General features: G+C 66.2%; 19 protein-coding genes and 1 tRNA gene. 9 read left to right on the top strand and 11 right to left on the bottom strand.

Annotation, left to right across the window (positions count from 1 at the left end; genetic code table 11):
* Positions 1–12: 12 nt before the first annotated feature.
* From ACWFR4_RS12745 to ACWFR4_RS12700, 10 genes are all read right to left on the bottom strand, one after another.
* A complete protein-coding gene (locus ACWFR4_RS12745; protein WP_453652302.1) occupies positions 13–264 on the bottom strand; it encodes a hypothetical protein in 252 nt (83 codons plus the stop codon).
* Positions 261–866 carry a hypothetical protein gene (locus tag ACWFR4_RS12740; protein WP_453652300.1) on the bottom strand — a complete coding sequence of 202 codons (606 nt, stop codon included), beginning with the start codon at positions 864–866 and terminating at the stop codon, positions 261–263. Before ACWFR4_RS12740 ends, ACWFR4_RS12745 begins: the two co-directional genes overlap by 4 nt.
* 11 nt (positions 867–877) lie before the next feature.
* Entirely contained in the window at positions 878–1,072 is a 195-nt protein-coding gene (locus tag ACWFR4_RS12735; protein ID WP_326774117.1) for a hypothetical protein, read from the bottom strand.
* A complete protein-coding gene (locus ACWFR4_RS12730; protein WP_453652298.1) occupies positions 1,069–1,269 on the bottom strand; it encodes a hypothetical protein in 201 nt (66 codons plus the stop codon). The genes ACWFR4_RS12735 and ACWFR4_RS12730 overlap by 4 nt, the downstream gene beginning before the upstream one ends.
* Before the next feature lie 53 nt (positions 1,270–1,322).
* Positions 1,323–1,574 carry a hypothetical protein gene (locus tag ACWFR4_RS12725; RefSeq protein ID WP_453652296.1) on the bottom strand — a complete coding sequence of 84 codons (252 nt, stop codon included), beginning with the start codon at positions 1,572–1,574 and terminating at the stop codon, positions 1,323–1,325.
* Between the two features lie 214 nt (positions 1,575–1,788).
* Positions 1,789–3,918 carry a cell division protein FtsK gene (locus tag ACWFR4_RS12720; RefSeq protein ID WP_453652294.1) on the bottom strand — a complete coding sequence of 710 codons (2,130 nt, stop codon included), beginning with the start codon at positions 3,916–3,918 and terminating at the stop codon, positions 1,789–1,791.
* A gap of 15 nt (positions 3,919–3,933) precedes the next feature.
* Positions 3,934–4,320, bottom strand: coding sequence for an RRQRL motif-containing zinc-binding protein (locus ACWFR4_RS12715; RefSeq protein ID WP_453652292.1), 387 nt, complete (start codon positions 4,318–4,320; stop codon positions 3,934–3,936).
* Positions 4,320–5,423: a conjugal transfer protein gene (locus ACWFR4_RS12710; protein WP_453652290.1), complete on the bottom strand. Its 1,104-nt coding sequence runs from the start codon at positions 5,421–5,423 to the stop codon at positions 4,320–4,322. Before ACWFR4_RS12710 ends, ACWFR4_RS12715 begins: the two co-directional genes overlap by 1 nt.
* Positions 5,420–5,689, bottom strand: a complete 270-nt coding sequence (locus ACWFR4_RS12705; RefSeq protein WP_453652288.1) for a DUF6284 family protein — start codon at positions 5,687–5,689, stop codon at positions 5,420–5,422. Before ACWFR4_RS12705 ends, ACWFR4_RS12710 begins: the two co-directional genes overlap by 4 nt.
* A gap of 145 nt (positions 5,690–5,834) precedes the next feature.
* Positions 5,835–6,002, bottom strand: coding sequence for a pRL2-8 (locus ACWFR4_RS12700; protein WP_453652499.1), 168 nt, complete (start codon positions 6,000–6,002; stop codon positions 5,835–5,837).
* A gap of 539 nt (positions 6,003–6,541) precedes the next feature.
* On the opposite strand from ACWFR4_RS12700, the gene ACWFR4_RS12695 reads away from it, so the two are divergent.
* The 7 genes from ACWFR4_RS12695 to ACWFR4_RS12665 all read left to right on the top strand — a co-directional run bounded on the left by ACWFR4_RS12695 (position 6,542) and on the right by ACWFR4_RS12665 (position 12,585).
* Positions 6,542–6,925, top strand: coding sequence for a GntR family transcriptional regulator (locus ACWFR4_RS12695; protein ID WP_382710168.1), 384 nt, complete (start codon positions 6,542–6,544; stop codon positions 6,923–6,925).
* 153 nt (positions 6,926–7,078) lie between these two features.
* Positions 7,079–7,864: an aminotransferase class IV family protein gene (locus tag ACWFR4_RS12690; protein ID WP_453652286.1), complete on the top strand. Its 786-nt coding sequence runs from the start codon at positions 7,079–7,081 to the stop codon at positions 7,862–7,864.
* A gap of 120 nt (positions 7,865–7,984) precedes the next feature.
* Positions 7,985–8,836 carry an SUMF1/EgtB/PvdO family nonheme iron enzyme gene (locus ACWFR4_RS12685; protein WP_453652284.1) on the top strand — a complete coding sequence of 284 codons (852 nt, stop codon included), beginning with the start codon at positions 7,985–7,987 and terminating at the stop codon, positions 8,834–8,836.
* Positions 8,837–8,931: 95 nt separating this feature from the next.
* Positions 8,932–9,552 (top strand): hypothetical protein, encoded by a 621-nt coding sequence (locus tag ACWFR4_RS12680; protein WP_453652282.1) that lies wholly within the window; start codon positions 8,932–8,934, stop codon positions 9,550–9,552.
* A 468-nt stretch (positions 9,553–10,020) separates the two neighbouring features.
* Positions 10,021–11,391 carry a TIR domain-containing protein gene (locus ACWFR4_RS12675; protein ID WP_453652497.1) on the top strand — a complete coding sequence of 457 codons (1,371 nt, stop codon included), beginning with the start codon at positions 10,021–10,023 and terminating at the stop codon, positions 11,389–11,391.
* 372 nt (positions 11,392–11,763) lie between these two features.
* Positions 11,764–12,093 (top strand): hypothetical protein, encoded by a 330-nt coding sequence (locus ACWFR4_RS12670; protein ID WP_453652280.1) that lies wholly within the window; start codon positions 11,764–11,766, stop codon positions 12,091–12,093.
* Between the two features lie 373 nt (positions 12,094–12,466).
* Positions 12,467–12,585 (top strand) — tRNA-Ser (locus tag ACWFR4_RS12665).
* Positions 12,586–12,695: 110 nt separating this feature from the next.
* On the opposite strand, the gene ACWFR4_RS12660 is transcribed toward ACWFR4_RS12665, so the two are convergent.
* A complete protein-coding gene (locus tag ACWFR4_RS12660; protein ID WP_453456587.1) occupies positions 12,696–13,580 on the bottom strand; it encodes a bifunctional DNA primase/polymerase in 885 nt (294 codons plus the stop codon).
* Positions 13,581–13,910: 330 nt separating this feature from the next.
* On the opposite strand from ACWFR4_RS12660, the gene ACWFR4_RS12655 reads away from it, so the two are divergent.
* Together ACWFR4_RS12655 and ACWFR4_RS12650 are read left to right on the top strand one after the other, a co-directional pair.
* A complete protein-coding gene (locus ACWFR4_RS12655; RefSeq protein WP_453456590.1) occupies positions 13,911–14,222 on the top strand; it encodes a hypothetical protein in 312 nt (103 codons plus the stop codon).
* A 232-nt stretch (positions 14,223–14,454) separates the two neighbouring features.
* On the top strand, positions 14,455–15,693 hold the full coding sequence (locus ACWFR4_RS12650) for an acyl-CoA dehydrogenase family protein (RefSeq protein ID WP_453652278.1): 1,239 nt from the start codon (positions 14,455–14,457) through the stop codon (positions 15,691–15,693).
* Position 15,694: the final 1 nt, after the last annotated feature.

Here is a 15,694-nt window from a genome sequence, read left to right as displayed (position 1 = left end):
CCCTTGGCATAGCTACTGCTTGCAGGCGGGGTAGCCCTCGCCCTTGGTGCAGCGGTTGTAGTTGTGGATGTGCGCCTCGAACTCCTTTCGCTCTCCCTTGGCGGTGCGCACGATCAGGTAGTAGTGGCGGCTCTTGGTCACGGACGACCAGCGGTCGGCTTTGGCGACGACCACGCCGGACGGTCCGTCGGGCAGGCCGCAGGAGGTCAGCAGGGCGATGGCGCTCGCGGTCGCCACGATGGCGGCGCGAGTGCGGCGGCTCATGCCGCCTCTCGGTCGGCGGCGGGGAGTTGGGGCAGGCCCGCGGCGTTCACGGCCTGGGGGTTGAAGCCGGGCAGGGCGGCGCGGGTGATGAGTGCGGTGGCGAGTTGTTCGGCGTAGGCGGCGCCGGCGCGGGCGGATTCGATCTGGGCCCCGGCCTTGAGGGCTTCCACGCGTTCGATGTGGGCGTGTTCCTCGCGCCGCACGCTCGTGTGCCGCTGGTGGGCGGTCGTCTCGCGGCGCTCAGTGCGCCAGTAGCGGGCCGCGATCCCGTACGCAGCCACCGTCGCCAGCACCCACAACAGGAGGGGCAGCGAGAGACCGTCGGCGTATCCGGCGACGCCGGTGAAAGCGAGCGCACCGGAGGCGGCGAACGCCGTTCCGGCGATGACCTTGTCTCCGCCGTGGCCCATCGAGGCGAACACTCCGGCTGCCCCGGCCGCGAGGGACAGGGCAGTCATGAGGACGGCGTTGCCGGTGGAGTGCTCGGCGCCGTTGGCGTTCCAGATCCGGGCCAGGATGAGGACGGTCGAGGTGGCCAGGACGGGGGCGGCTTTGGCGGCCGCGGCGGCGAGCCAGTGCCGGGCAATGATCTGTTCGTTCACCTCAAGCTCCTTCAGTTTCCGTCGCTGGGGATGGCGTTGACGACGGCGGTGGTCAGGTCGTTGATGGTGGTGCGGGCGCCGGTGTCGGCGAGGTAGAGGCCGAACAGGACGGCGATGGTGGCCGCGCCCCAGCCGACCGCGCGGAAGCGCAGGAGGGCGGCGAGGGCGAGGCCGAGCAGGAAGACGATGGGGATGGTGAGGGTCACCGCTTCCCCCTTGCCTTGCGGCGGGCGGCGGCCCTGGCGTCCTCGCGGGCCTGCGCTTCCTCGCGGATGCGGGCGGCTGTCCTTTCGATGCTGCGGATGGATTTGCCGCGGGCCTCGCGCCGCACGGCGCGGGCGGAGAGCAGGATGATGCGGGCGGTCTCGCGGGCGTTGTAGGGGTCCTTGTCGCTGATAGCCATCAGGGTTTCTCCCGAGTCGAGTTGAGGTCGTGCCGGGGCGGTGCGGGGCGTGTTCAGCGGGTGCCGGCCTGGTAGGTGCGGCGGGCGCGGTTGTAGAGGTGGCGGCCGACGCGTATGCGGATGCCGTAGCCCTTGCAGCGGCGGCATTCCTTGGCGCGCTTGGGCCGGTTCTTGCGGTCGTACTTGATGTGGTGGCCCATGCCGTCGCACTTGCGGCAGTTGCCGAACGGGCTGAGCCAGCACCGCACGCCGTAACCCAACGTGACGAGCAGTAGGCAGGCGAAAGTAAGGGCGGGGAGCGTCATGAGGGGTCTCCAGGGCCGGTTTCCGGGGTTTGCGCAGGTCGGCCGCTATCCGCTAGCGGCCTGATCAGGGCCGGTTTGGGTCGCTAGCGGGGTCGCTAACGTTAGCGACGGCTGCCGCTAGCGCTAGCGACCCCGGAGAGCTATCCGGCGTCCCGCCTTTCGTTGCGCTGGGTAATCGCGGCGGCGAGGTCTTCGCGCTTGATGCCGCGCTTGTTCACGGGCTTGCCGTCGATGCGGCGGCCGATCTGCTCGGTGGCCACGCCGTACGGCTTGAGCGCTGCGGTGAGTGCTTCCGCCTTGGGCTTGGGCTCCAGTTCGGCCCAGGCGCCGTAGGTGTCGGGGCGCAGGTCGGCGAGGCGGTCGACGATGGTCTCGGACCACACCTTGGTCTCGCCCTTGCCGAGGACCTGGCGACGTCGTCCAGGACCGTGGCCGAAGCCTCCGGCGCAGGGGCCTCGCCGGCCGCGTCGCCGGTCAGGGTCCCCTCGGCCTCGCGCAGGGCTGCGGCGCGGGTCAGGATGCGTTCGGCGTCCTGGCCGTCGGCGAGGTAGGTGCGCACGATCCCCGAGTCGTCCGACATGCCCTTGAGCAGGCCAACACCCTTGTGGGACTTGAGGAGCTTGGACGCGTCCAGACCCTCGCTGTAGGAACCGGCACCCAGGATGGTGTCGGAGACCTGGTAGGCGCCGACCCGCAGGGCGAAGCGGGCCTGGTGCTGGTCACGCAGCTCGGACGGGCAAGCCTTGTCGTCCGGCTTCTGCGTCGACGTCATCACGCTGACGCCGACCGCGGGGGCCACGCGGGCGAGGTAGACCAGCAGGGCAAGGATCTCCTTGCCGTGCTCGGGGTGCTGCAAGTACTCCTGCACCTCGTCCACGACGAACAGCGTGAGGGGCATGTTCAGCTTCTTGTCCCGGCTGATCTCTGGGGTGAGCTTGCCCTCCGGGCAGATGTGCAGCGGCAGTTCGGAGAGCCGGTGGTAGCGGTCCTCCACATCCGCCTTCAGCTCCCGCAGCGAGGACAGCAGGTGCACGACCGGATCGAACCCGTTCTTGGGCACGATTCCGAACGCGATCCGGTGCGCGACCTTGGCGAACTTGCGCCAGTCCGGCGAGGCCTTCCCGTCGAACACGTACAGCCGCACGTACGGATCCAGGGCCGCGGCGAGCGCGATGGTGCGGGCGGAAAACGTTTTGCCCTGCCGCGGCACCGCTCCGACCAGCAAAGACAGCCACAGCATCGTGGCCATGACCGGGTTGCCCCGCTCGTCCACGCCCCACGGGAACGGCTTCCAGAAGTCCACCCGAGTTGCCCCGAGCAGTGGCGACTTACCCGACGGGACCGCGAGCGGGTCACGGTCGGCGATCCAGTACGACACCCGTCGGCCGCTCGTCTCGTCCTTGTCCAGGAAGAGCTGAGTGGGGGCGATGTCCATGCCCGACGCGAGGCGGGCGTGTGCCTTGACGGCGTCCTCGAACGTCTTGCCGTACGGGAGGTCGACGACCACCCGCCAGCCGTCCCCGTCCCGGCCGATCGGCCGAGGGAAGGCAACCGACTGATCCTTGGTGGTCAGCCCGGATGCATCGTGGGCCCGGATGATGATGTCCGAGGACAACTTGCGCTTGCGGAACGTCACCTTGGCCCGGTCGATGAGTGGCCGATCGGCCGGCGCCCCCACCGCCCCCAGCGTTGTCGTCAGCGCCGCCACGGACAGCAGCAACAGCCACGAGGGGGCCATGACGTACAGGGTCAGGGCGGCGGCCAGGCCGATGAACCCCGCGATCGTGGCGAGGACGCCGCGCAGCTTCACCCGGTCGTTGCGCTGACGGGACAGGGCCAGATACTCGCCCGCATCCTCAGCTGCGACCGCGGCCAGACGCAGGGCCTTGCCCTCACTGTCGAACACCCAGCGGCCGATAGCGGTCGACCAGCGCCACGCCCCGCGCGGCGAGTAGGCCAGGATCTTCGGGGTGTAGATGCACGGCAGCCGAACGGCGTGGTAGCCGACCATCGTCGAGTAGTGCCGCACTGCCCACTTACGGACCGCAGTGCGCTGGTCAGGCAGCTTCACCCAGTCCGGCAGGACCGGAAGACGCGCCTTGTCCTTGGCCTCCATCCACTCGCTCACCGAGGGCGGGTAGACCTCGCGGGGCGGGTCGACCTCCGCACCCTCGGTAAGTTCGTCGGCCTCGGGGTCGTCAGTGTCGGGGAGGTCTGCCTCCCACTCGCCCGGCTTCACCTCGCCGGCAGCCGGGTCCTGCTTCTTCAGGCGGAACGGCAGAACATCCGCCGACTCGTTCTCCGGCTCCTCCGCGGGAGGACCGGACAGATTCGTCTCCGTCATGCTGGGCCAACTCCTCTAAAGGGTCGCGTGGTTGTCGCTGTTTGCGCAGATCAGGCACATGCCGAGCGAGGTCGGCAGGCAGTAGCCGTAGGTGATGCGGCAGACGGGGCAGGTGCGGCGGGCGAGCATCGCCAGGGCGAGCGCGCCCCACTTGCGTGAGGTCATCGGCCGCACCGGTTTCGCGGCGTCGACCCGGTACAGGTAGGCGAACGCCGCGCCCGCCTTGCGGCGGCGCGAGGTGCGCATGAGCTGGGCCGCTATCGGCTGACCACCCGGCCGCAACCCCTGCTCACGAAGCTGTCGGCGCGTGCACAGGCCGTCGGGAGCGAACTTCCACGGATAGGTGGGGATCCCGTAGCGGGCGCCGGACGGGTCGTAGCACTTGCTGTAGGCAGTGCCCATCACGCCGCCTCAGCGCGCTCGGCACGCAGGGTGTCCCGCAGGATCCGGGCGTTCTTCGGGGAGGTGTGGACCGCGAGGCGGATGCCCTCGGCGGTCAGCTTCGCGTCCGGCCAATCGGCCGTCACCGTGCGGGCCTCATCGAGCAGCTCGACCGCGGTCCGCTTGGGGCGGGGCGATCGAGCAGCGTCCGGCACGCGGCCGGTGGCCCCACGGGGCCGGGTCGATTCGGCGGCCACGGTGCGCTTCTCGATCGGGCGCACCGGGGCCGACTCGATCGCCGGAACTGGCTTGCTCGCCAGGGTCGACTTCAGGAAGCCGACCGCGACCGGAGGCGGCAGAACGATCGGATTCGCCTTGATCGGCGCCGGGGTCGATTCGGGCAGGTCAGCCGTAGACCAAATCATCATGGTCTCGGTAGATTCCTCCGCATTCGCGCCCACAGTCGGCAGAGCGTCCGGAGCGAGGCGGAACATCGACCCGAGGGCGGCGTCCGCGCCGATCGTGACGCGCTGACGCTGCACATCGAGCAGCCTCGATCCAAGCTCCGCATCACCCGATCCGACCTTGCGGGCCAGTCGCCACGACGCCCGATCCGACCACTTGCGGATTCGTTCGCTGGGGTGGTTGGTGGCGCGGGCCCGGTGATAGGCGAGCCGCTGGACGACCTCGACCGCGCGGCGCTCGCCTTCCGCGTCCCGGCCGTCGGTGTGGACCGCGATGCGGCGGGCCAGGAACGCCATGCCCTCGGCCGAGACGCACATGCCCATCGGGGTGATGGCGTAGATGACTGTCGTACCCGGGTCGTCGGCCGCCATAGCGGCCATCGCGGATGCGGCGGCCGGCAGGGCCCACAGCCCGAGTCGGATGATGCGAGGGGAGGACTGGCCCAGCATGGTCAGCCCGAGCAGCACGAGCGCGAGGACGGAGGTGGCGCCCTCACCCGCGGACACGGCCCCGAGCGCGGTGCCCTTGCCGTAGGCGCCACTGATGTTGCTGTAGGTGCCGATCCCACCGAACACGCCGGTGGCGAGCATCGGCGCGAACGCCGCGCTCAGCACGATGATCTGAACCTTGGTCAGCGGCTTACGAGCCTGCGTGGTCATGCCGCACCGCCCGTCTGCACGAGCGTGGCGGACCTGTTCGCCAGCTCGCGCCGAGCGGCCAGAACCTTGCGACGGGCCCGGCGGATGCGCCGCTGGTCCAGCTCGGTGGCCGGCCGGTCCAGGGTGGCGATCTGTGCGTCCAGCAGCTGTACGCGAGCGAGGATGACGGGCATCTCGTTCTCGATGGCGTCCAGTTCCGCGGCCGTCGGCTCGCGGCCGAAGTCATCGGCCGTAACGAGCGCCTGAAGTGCAGCGATGTTCTTCATGAGTCGTGTTCTCCCTAGCAGGTGGTACGGCTCGAAGGCGGCCCCGGAGGTGCAACTCCGGGGTCGCGCGCCGTTGAAGTGGGTTGAAGGCGAAAGCCGCGCGGTGGGCGGCGTTCGGTCAGCAGGTCGGAGTGGTCAGTGCTGGTCAGTGCCTGTTGAAGCCGGGGCAGCCATTGACCATGTGGTCCACGCACTGCGGGCAGTCCTCTCGGGGGCCGAGCCTCCGGTGAATTGCGCGGTTGTGGGCGTGCTCCCAGCACTGCGGGCACTCACGCTTCGGTACCGGCCTGGCCTTTGATGACGTTCCGAACAGCCCCACTACGGGTTCCTTCTGGTCGATGGGGATCGGGTGGCGCCCTACTGAGCGGTCGGATGACCGCAGTGCCCTGGCCGGGAGTCGAACCAGCCTGCGACCGTCAGGGCAGTGAGAAGCGAGGGTCTAAGCCCTCGCGAAGGTGCTGCGGATTCAGATCACGCAATGCCAGTCACGCCCCGGAGGGCGGAACTGGGCAGGTCACCCGGCCCGACATGGGCGGTCAGGATGGTGACCCGCACCCATCGACCGCCCGTGTTCAGGCGGCTGGGTCGGCACTCTGTTCAGTTCTCAAGGCGGTTCCGCTCCCAGCCCGTCGGGGAGTGACTGAAGTCGCTCCCCCAGCTCTTCCGGCTGGCGCGGGTACTGCGGTTCGTTCGGCTCCGCCGGTGCAGGCGGGCACTGACATGCAGGTCAAGTAGGCTCGGTGAGCGACCTAGGTCGCTTGCCGTTGATGTGAAAGCTACCTAGGTCGCTTGTGACCGTCAAGTGGTAGCGCGACCTGATTCCAAACGACCTAGGTCAAGTACGCTTTCGAGGTGGACTCACAGCCGAAGAGGAAACCCAACGCCCGCGAAATCGCCGCCAGGATCAGAGATGAGATCGCCGCAGGGACGTTCGGTCCTGGGGACCGACTCCCCGGCGGCCGGGCCTACGCCCAGAAGCTCGGCGTCTCCCTGATGACCGTCCAGAACGCCTACGCGCAGCTCCGGGAAGAGGGACTGGTGGAAGGCGTCTCGGGTAGCGGCACCTACGTGCGCGACACTGCCCCTGGCGAGGAGGCGCCCCGCGAGGCGGCTCAACGCATGACCGACCTGCAAGCTGAAGTCGCGCGCGTCTCGGCCGAATTGGCTGGCCTTGTCGAGCGCATCAAGCAGCTTGAGGCGGCCGTGGGCCCCACCGAGGGGAAGCCCGGCGCCTAGCGTCTCTCGCGGTGCGTTCGTCGTCATGCATTAAGCGTGTCCCGACGAGCGCACCGTGAGTACGTACTCCCGCCGCCCCTGCACCGAACTAATCCGAACTTTGGCTGCTTAACGGGGTGTTGGCGTGCCGTCAGCGGCTGCAAGACTGGCCGCATGGCCGAACTAAACGGAAACCCCGTCACCCTCGACGACCTCCAGGGCCTCGCCCTCACGAACTACGGGCACTTCACGTCCATGCGGATGGAGGACGGCACCATCCGGGGCTTGTCGCTCCATCTGGACCGTTTGGTGCGGGACTGCCGCATCGTCTTCGGTGTCGAGTTGGACCGAGAGCGGACGCTGAACTACATCCGTAAGGCAGCCGACGGCGTCACCGGTGTCGCCGGCCTCCGTGTCACCGTCTTCGATCCCGCCCTCGACATGGGGCGACCGGCTGACGCCAAAGACCCCCACGTCCTGGTGAACCTGCGGCCCGCGGGTGCCATGCCGCCACCGCCCCTCACAGCCAAGACCTACACCTTCACCCGCGACAACGCGGAGGTGAAGCACATCGGTCTTCACCCGCAACTCCGGCTTCGCCGTGACGCCCAACTGGCCGGGTTCGACGACGCCGTTTTCATCGAGCCGGACGGACGTGTCTCCGAGGGCGGCACGTGGAACCTCGGCTTCGTCGACCAGGACGGGACGGTCATCTGGCCGGACGCCCCCGTGCTCCCCGGCACGACGATGCTGCTCCTTCAGGGCCTCGACGCCCCGAAGCAGATCACCGCACCCGTGCGGCTCGCCGACATCCCGAACATGGCCGCCGCCTTCGCCACGAACACGACGATCGGCGTGCGCTCAGTCAGCGCGCTCGACAACGTGCAGTTCCCGCAGGACCACCCCGTGCTCGACGCACTGCGTGACGGCTACGTCGGGATCCCCGGCGACCGCCTGTAGACGCGTGCCGCCGCCCCTCGCGGGGGCGGTGACTCACGACAGAGGTAGCCCATGCCACTCGTAACGAAATGGACCGGACGTGAAGTTAAGGCACTGCGTGAAGCCGTACGGATGAGCCTCATGGAGTTCGCAGAGAAGCTGGGAGTATCCGATCGCATCGTCTCCCGGTGGGAGGCGGACGGCGAATACGCCTCCCTTCGCATGGTCAACCAGGCAGCCTTGGACACCCTGCTTGCCAAGGCTGACCAGGATGCTCAGGGCCGCTTCGTCGGCATCCTCGCGGCAGATGACATCCCCAGCCAAGCTGTCATCGAGCCGGACGAAGACCGGACGAGCAGCGGCGAGTACGTGAAGCACCCCGGAGACGGGAAGCTCATGGCGCAGGTCCCGGAAGGGATCTTCTTGTCGGGCGAGGGGGACGACCCCGTGTGGGTGGACGAATTCCACATAGACACATTCCCGACCACCAACGCCGACTACGCGCGGTTCTGCGCGGCCACCCGGCGGGCTGTGCCCGAGCACTGGGAGAACGGCCGATGTCCCCGCGACCTGTACGACCACCCTGTCGTGCACGTGACTTGGCGGGACGCGAATGCGTACGCGACCTGGGCGGGGAAGTCGCTTCCGACAGCCGAGCAGTGGGAAAAGGCGGCGCGCGGTACCTCTGGGCGCACCTTCCCGTGGGGGGACCAGAAGACCGCCGCCAAATGCAATGTCCGGGAGACCGGCGTGGAGCGCACGACATCTGTCTCCAGGTACCACAGCGGTGTTTCGCCCTACGGGGTCTACGACATGGTGGGCAACGTGTGGGAATGGCTTGCGACGTCGACAGTGCCAGGACGTTATGAACTCCGGGGAAGCGCCTTCACGAGCCCTTTGTTCCGCGGGGCTCCCGCAATCCAAAATGATGCTGCCGAAACGATGCAAGATGATGACACAGGGTTTCGCTGCGTGTCAGTCGTGAGCACTTGAGTGTATCCAGCCAAAGGGGCGAAATGTCATCACAGTCGGTCAGCGAAAAAATAAGCGCGTCCGTCGTGATGCTCGTTATAGGAACGATCGCAGACGTGACAGCTGCGGTGTTCTTTCTGGTCTCGTCGGATACGCGAACTTGGTTGCGTGACCACTATATGGCCCTCGCTGTCGTCGGCCTGCTGCTAGTGGCTGCCGTGTTGGCCCTTTTGAATATGCTGATATCTCAGCAAGCGAAAATCTCCGATCTCATTGAAACCCGGAGCGAGCTCGAAGCGCGTTTGGCCCCTCCATCTGCTCACGATGCCGATATGTTTCAGGCGATCAATCAGCATGCCTCACCTCAGAGTAATCTGCTGATCTGGCTGAGGGACGGGTTCATGGTGACTTCGTATGAAGGCAGTCAGCTGAATTTGCTAAATCAGTTCATAGACTTCTTCGATAGGGACCCACGGGGGTTCGATGATGTCGAATTGAACGCAATGTATCGAGCGCTAATTCAGAAGTTTCGCACTCTTCGCGAGCAGATCGGGCCTAATATTTTCTCCGTCCCTCATAGTGACCGGTACTCGATTCCGCCAGAGTGGGAAGATGAGCGCCCCGAGCAGCATCGGGCAGTAATACAGACGATTTCCGCTGCACATGACGAGCTCTTGCAGGCATACGACACCTTCATTGTTGCGGCGCAGCGCAAGCGCTTTAGGAGCCATCTATAGGCTCGGGCCATACGCACCGATCCCTTGACGCTCTTGAGAACCGCCACGAGGTAGGCGCGATAGAACTTTCCCTACTCGCATCAAGGCCCGCGCACGGCGCGGGCGCGCGCCGCCTTGTCGGCGGGGCCGCCGCCCTGTCTTCGCCAGCGGCGGCCCCGCCCGGCGGCGCGCTAGCGAGCTGCGGGCGTGAAGTGGGAGACACCCTCTGTGGCTGGGGCGGTCGGCTCCACGGCTTTAGGCAGCCACTTTGGGGCGAGCCTCGAAGATCATGGCCCCAACGTCGTGCTTTAACGGGCAGGTCCACAGACTGCCCGACTCGCCGGAAGCTTACGGGGCCATGATCACTCGCCCCAAAGCAGCTCCAGCCCAAAGCCGCTCCGCCGACCTCTCAGGAAACCCGCACACCGAGACCGCTCATGCTTTAAAATTCCTTCTTTGAAGCCATCTGTTCCTTCTGGAAGCAGGAAAATGCAAAGCAGGCCAGCCCCCCGCGTCTTCGTTTCCTACTCCCACGACTCCGATGAGCATAGACAGCGGGTATTGGATCTCATCCAAGCCCTCCGTCGAAATGGAGTGGACGCCTGGGCCGATTTCTTTGTCGAAAGTACCCCGCCCGCCAACTGGCCAGTTTGGATGCAAAACCAAGTTGAGGATGCCGATTACGTACTCACTGTAGTGACGGAGACATACGCCAGAAGATTTAATCAGAAGGAGGTTCCAGGGATCGGGGCAGGGGTTCGCTGGGAAGGAACTCTGGTGACGGCGGATATCTACTATGGCACCACCGAAAAGGTCAAATATATTCCGGTCATCTTCTCGGCGGAAGATTTCGAATACATTCCGACGTTGCTCAAGATGACAAACAGATACGTCGTGTCTCCTGATGATGACTCCAGCCTGATCCCTCTCCTTCGTCATTTGCTGCAAGCGCCGGAATTCGTTCCAGGGCAAATCGGTGAGGCGCCACCACTGGTCAGTCGAGAGAGTTCCCCTGGCGTGGGTGCAACGATGGATCCACGGACCGTCGCAGCTATTCACTTGAGTGAGAGCGATCCGAACAAGGCTCTCGATGACCTGGCGGAACTTCTCAACTCGCTGCGTGGATCAGAGAGGGCCTTTGCATACTGTGCCATGGGTGAGATTCATCAAAGGATGGGATTCTGGGCGCCAGCCCTCACGGCCTATCAGCGGGCGCTAGAGAGTAACCCGGATAAGCAAACTGCGGAGATCGCTGCCAGGAACATGCGGTTTGCCGTCGACGCAATGAATTCTCACTTCCGTGAGGGTGGGCCTGTCGATACTGCTAACAAGTTTGTGCGCACTGTCAAGAAGAAGAAGAAATTTAATCGTTCGTGGGAACTACTCACTCCGAAATTCCGACTGGTCTTGGCGCAGGCGTGGATTTGGGCTAACCGGGATCACGAGAATCTTGCTCCGTATGACCGAGATGACTTGGCCAAGTCGCTCTCAAGCCTCAAATCCAATCACCCACTCGCTAAAGATTTTGCTGCTACTCAGCTTGGTGAATTCTGGACTTCTTTCTCGTCGATTGACGAAACGTGGGGTGCGGCTAGTAACCCTCGCCCTATCGGGATTGACTATGAACTCGTTGTGCTATCTCCGACTGGTGGGGACATCATGATCTTTGACGAGCATAGCGGGCCTGTCCAGACAGCTCCATTCCTTATGCGGCAGATGATGGGGGAATGGAGAGTTGAGAATTTCTGGCCTGCGTATAGCATTCCTGGTTGGCCGCCGACTCACGAGGAGATCCCGGCAGAGGTTAGTAATCTCACTATCGTTCGGAACTTCGAAGTCGGCGAGATTGAAAGTGACTGACAGTGGCGGCGAAGTATCGGTAAAGCGTCTGGAATTTCTTCAATCGACTCTCATGCTCTCTGCCTGTTTTATGCCCCACTGCTTGCGGTGAATCTGGCGGTTTTTTCTGGAGCTGAGTGATCCAAGCCTGCATCAGATCCGAGTACCCTTTGCGACGCGGCAGGCGCCTGTGAGTGCACAGCCCGTCTGCGCGTGCCACAGACGTGCCACATGGTGCGGTCAACCACGGTGAACGGCGGCTCGCCACAGTCGAGATGTACTGATGAGCTGGGCTGGCTCTTTAGACGGAGTGACCTGCGCATCGCTGCTACCGACCACAGCTGCCCTTACAACGCAGTAGTCGCGGACACCTCGGCGCGCCAAGATCTGTCTATGCACGAGTACAACTGGCCAAAGCGCCCCCCTGACGTGACGGGGCAGTCGCCGGAAGAGGTCTGGACGGCGACGCTTGCAGCTCTCCCCCTGGGAGCCTCCGTCACAGGAGAAGCGATTGCACGTCAGCCCTTCGGCGTCTTCATCCGCGTCGACGGAGTCCCGAACGCCATGGCGCTTGCCGAGATCACTGCCATACCCGAGGAGATGGGGCTGCCCGCACTCGGCACACGCATCCGCGGTGAGGTCATCGACCACGTTGAGCACAACCACCAGGTGAGAGTTCGGCTGCAGCGATCAGAGGCGGCGCTTGAGTGGCGCTCGGGTTAGTGTGCGACGCATGACCAGCGACGTTCTGCCCTGCCCCGAATGCAGGCAGCCCTTGAAGTCTGGTGGTCTCGTGCTCTCCAAGCGCAAGGACGACGGCCGGCGGGCCTGTCAATCACTGTGGCGGTGTGCCAGTCGGCACGTCTGGTGGGGTTGGGCGGATCGGCCGGACGAGCCGTTGGAGATCTGCCCTGTGCCGGAGCTGTTCCGCTGACATCCAACGCTGACATCAACGACCACGCACAGCCGCAGCCTTGGGCGCATGCAGAAGGCTCCCGGGAGCACAGTTGGGCCCAGCCAAGGCCGAGGCGGATCGAACTCCTAAAGCGGTAGTCAGTCCCGTGCCGTGGGCCATGTGTGGGCCATAGGACGTCTTCGGCGGTCTGATGCAGCTTTCGGTGCAGGTCAGCGGGTTGCATCTACTGCATGCATGGCGGTCTTGAAAACCGTCGTGGCGCGAGTCACCGTGGGTTCAAATCCCACACCCACCGCCGGTAGGTAGGTGTTAGTAAGGGGCGTTCGCTATGGCGGGCGCCCCTTACGCGTGTCTTGGGGAGGCGGGTTCGTCCGGGTGCAGGGAGGGCTTGCCCTCCGGACGTCGTGTCCTACGCCTCCGCGTCGTTGCGCTGGGTCAGGCGGGCCGCTGAGGCGATCGTGGAGCGGGCCTCGCGTTCCGTCAGGCCCGTGCGGGTCGCGGCTTCCACGAGGGCGTTCGTGAGGCTGTCGCCGAGGTCGCTCTCATAGGCGCGGCAAGCGGCCCAGAACAGACGGGTGTTGCGCTGTCCCTCATGTGCCGCGAGCACGAACTGGACCAGGCCCTCGCCGTGTTGGCCCGCATGTGCCGGAGACGGGTGGTGCACGCGTGGCGGGGGTGTGAGCAGGCGCAGGAGTGCCGGCGGGCAGGGCGCGACGGGTAGGTGGGCGGTGCCTGGGACCGCGCTGTAGACGCCCTGGGCCGTGCGCGATCCGGGGCCCACGAGGTAGCCGCCCGCTCCGCGGATGTCGATGCCCGGCGCGAGGCGTCCCGCCGAGTTGGGGACCACGACGTCCGGCGGTCCGGAGAGCCACACGTGACGGCCGCCGCTGGGGGTGGCCACGACGACGGTGTCCGGGATCGTGAAGAGGTGGCGCAGCGCCAGTTCGCGCAGCGCGGACGAGGAGTCCGTACCGGACTTGGTGTCGAGGTCGACGCCGATGAGGTGGTGCGGGGGCAGTCCGCACGCGATGCCGTAGCCGGTGGCGCGGGGCGCCGCCGCGAAGAGGTCACGGATGCGGCCCGGGTCGGTCGTGGCGTCGTACACGCCGTGGCCGGGGCGGCCGCATTCGCCGTGGCACGGGGCCGGGTCGGGTTCGTCGCGGTGCGGGGAGCGCAGGGCGGGGAGCTTCGTGCGGGAGAGCGGGATCACGGCCAGTCCGCGCTCGGCGGCGGAGAGGGCGTGGGCGAGGGCCAGGGTCGCAAGGGGTACGGCATGCCGGTCGGTGGTGGCCATGCATCCATGTTCGTACGAATGTTCGAGTAAAGGAAGGGGGGCTCGCCCGGGTGGAGTGTATTTACCAAAAATGTGCCGAAACGCTTCAGCCCCAGCGGTGGCTGACCCGGCCGCGCCGATCGGACGTAATCCGGGCTGAGCTGGGGCTTTAAGAGTGTGAAGCAGGTTTATCGACATGTCCTCACGCTTGCGAGGGAATATGACCTTCCGCCCTGGTTCGACGGGGATTCGGTGGGCAATTCTGATCTCGCGACGTCGTGAGCAACGACCGAGGCGGTCGGCCAACTGCCTTGGAGCAACCAGTAGTTACCGGTTCCTGGAGGAATTGACATGGCACACATCCGTACCGCCCGCGCCCTCGCCGCCGTCGCCGCCCTGCCCCTCGCGGCAGCCCTCTTCTCGGGGGTGGCGATGGCCGACAACGGGTCCTTCGCGGACAACGGATCGAACGCGGGTGTGGCGACCGTGAGCGGCAGTGGTGTCGGTGGCAACAACCACGGCAACTCGTCCACCACGCAGCAGCAGGCGGTGGGCTCCGGCGCCTCGAACCAGAACAACACGGCCCAGGTGAACGGCTCCGCGTTCACGGCCATCGACCAGTCGAACGAGAACATCGTGGTGCACTTCACCAAGCTCTGGTGACCCGCAGGCTCCTGTCGGCGGGGGCCATTGCCAGGGGTGCGTGACATCTGTGCGGCGGTGCTTCGGCATCGCCGCACAGGCGTTTTCGCTCACCAGCCAACCCTTCACGCGCGCGTGCTGATCCCTTGACACCCGTACCGAACCTGGCGGACAGTCGTACCAAATCTGACGGTCAGTCAGAAACAGACGGTCAGAGACCCTTGTTCGTACGAGGTCCGGGAGGGCCGCCGCCGTGCACCTCGCCCCCACCGCGCGCCAGCATGAACTCCGCGCCGAACTGCGCGCCTACTTCCGGGAACTGATGCCGGACGGGCCGCCCGCCCACGACGATCGCACGGCCCAGCGGCGCCTGCTGCGCCGCATCGGTGCCGACGGCCTCCTCGGGCTCGGCTGGCCCGTCGAGTACGGAGGCCAAGACCGGGGGCCCGACGAGCAGTTCGTCTTCTTCGACGAGGCGTATCGCGCGGGCGCGCCTGTCTCCATGGTGACCCTGAACACCGTCGGGCCGACCCTGATCAAGTACGGGACCGAGGCACAGAAGGCGTACTTCCTGCCGCGGATCCTCAAGGGCGAGCTGGTCTTCGCGATCGGGTACAGCGAGCCGTCGGCGGGGACCGACCTGGCCTCGCTGCGGACGCGGGCCCTCCGCGACGGCGACGACTGGATCATCGACGGGCAGAAGGTCTTCACGTCGAACGCGCAGAACGCCGACTGGATCTGGCTGGCCTGTCGCACGGACCTCGAAGCCGCCAAGCACCAGGGCATCTCGATCATTCTCGTGCCGACGGACGCCGCCGGCTTCAGCTGGACGCCCATCGAGACCGTCGGCGGGCTGACCACCACCGCCACGTACTACGACGGGATCCGCGTCCCCGCCTCGAATCTTGTCGGGGACGAGAACGGCGGCTGGGGTCTCATCACCAACCAGCTCAACCATGAACGGGTCGCGCTCGCCGCGATCGGGATGCAGGCCGAGGACTTCTACGCGGCGGTGCTCGAAGCGGTTCGTTCACCCGATCCGGTGACGGGGGAACGCCGGATCGACCTGCCGTGGGTGCGGTCGCGGCTGGCCGAGGTGCATGCCCGTCTGGCGGCGACGCGCCTGCTCAACTGGCGTTTGGTGGGAGACGTCGGGGCGGGGCGCCTTGCGCCGGGCGACGCGAGCGGCGTGAAAGTCATGGGAACCGAATCGGCGGTCGAGGTGTACCGAATGTGTCAGGAGATCGCGGGAGACGCGGCGCTGGTTCGAGCCGGGTCGCCGGGGGCGTTCGGGGGTGGGGCTGGTGGTGACGCGCGTGGTGGGTCCGGTGGTGGCGGGTCGGGCGGTGGTGCTTGGGGTGGGACGGCGGAGGGCGAGCTGGAGCGGATGAACAGGGCGGCGCAGATCAACACGTTCGGGGGCGGCGTGAGTGAGGTGCAGCGGGAGATCGTCGCGACGATGCGGCTCGGGATGAGGAGGGGGCGGCGGTGAC

It is taken from the genome of Streptomyces sp. NPDC055140 (assembly GCF_053607285.1).
Note: the sequence above shows the minus strand (reverse complement) of the source record. Positions and strands in the feature narration are given on the sequence as shown.

Coding starts and splice junctions, on each gene's coding strand:
- ACWFR4_RS12745 (WP_453652302.1), bottom strand. CDS start 264: ATGAGCCGCCGCACTCGCGCCGCCATCGTGGCGACCGCGAGCGCCATC.
- ACWFR4_RS12730 (WP_453652298.1), bottom strand. CDS start 1,269: ATGGCTATCAGCGACAAGGACCCCTACAACGCCCGCGAGACCGCCCGC.
- ACWFR4_RS12725 (WP_453652296.1), bottom strand. CDS start 1,574: ATGACGCTCCCCGCCCTTACTTTCGCCTGCCTACTGCTCGTCACGTTG.
- ACWFR4_RS12720 (WP_453652294.1), bottom strand. CDS start 3,918: ATGACGGAGACGAATCTGTCCGGTCCTCCCGCGGAGGAGCCGGAGAAC.
- ACWFR4_RS12715 (WP_453652292.1), bottom strand. CDS start 4,320: ATGGGCACTGCCTACAGCAAGTGCTACGACCCGTCCGGCGCCCGCTAC.
- ACWFR4_RS12710 (WP_453652290.1), bottom strand. CDS start 5,423: ATGACCACGCAGGCTCGTAAGCCGCTGACCAAGGTTCAGATCATCGTG.
- ACWFR4_RS12705 (WP_453652288.1), bottom strand. CDS start 5,689: ATGAAGAACATCGCTGCACTTCAGGCGCTCGTTACGGCCGATGACTTC.
- ACWFR4_RS12690 (WP_453652286.1), top strand. CDS start 7,079: ATGGCCGAACTAAACGGAAACCCCGTCACCCTCGACGACCTCCAGGGC.
- ACWFR4_RS12685 (WP_453652284.1), top strand. CDS start 7,985: ATGGAGTTCGCAGAGAAGCTGGGAGTATCCGATCGCATCGTCTCCCGG.
- ACWFR4_RS12675 (WP_453652497.1), top strand. CDS start 10,021: ATGCAAAGCAGGCCAGCCCCCCGCGTCTTCGTTTCCTACTCCCACGAC.
- ACWFR4_RS12670 (WP_453652280.1), top strand. CDS start 11,764: ATGCACGAGTACAACTGGCCAAAGCGCCCCCCTGACGTGACGGGGCAG.
- ACWFR4_RS12660 (WP_453456587.1), bottom strand. CDS start 13,580: ATGGCCACCACCGACCGGCATGCCGTACCCCTTGCGACCCTGGCCCTC.
- ACWFR4_RS12655 (WP_453456590.1), top strand. CDS start 13,911: ATGGCACACATCCGTACCGCCCGCGCCCTCGCCGCCGTCGCCGCCCTG.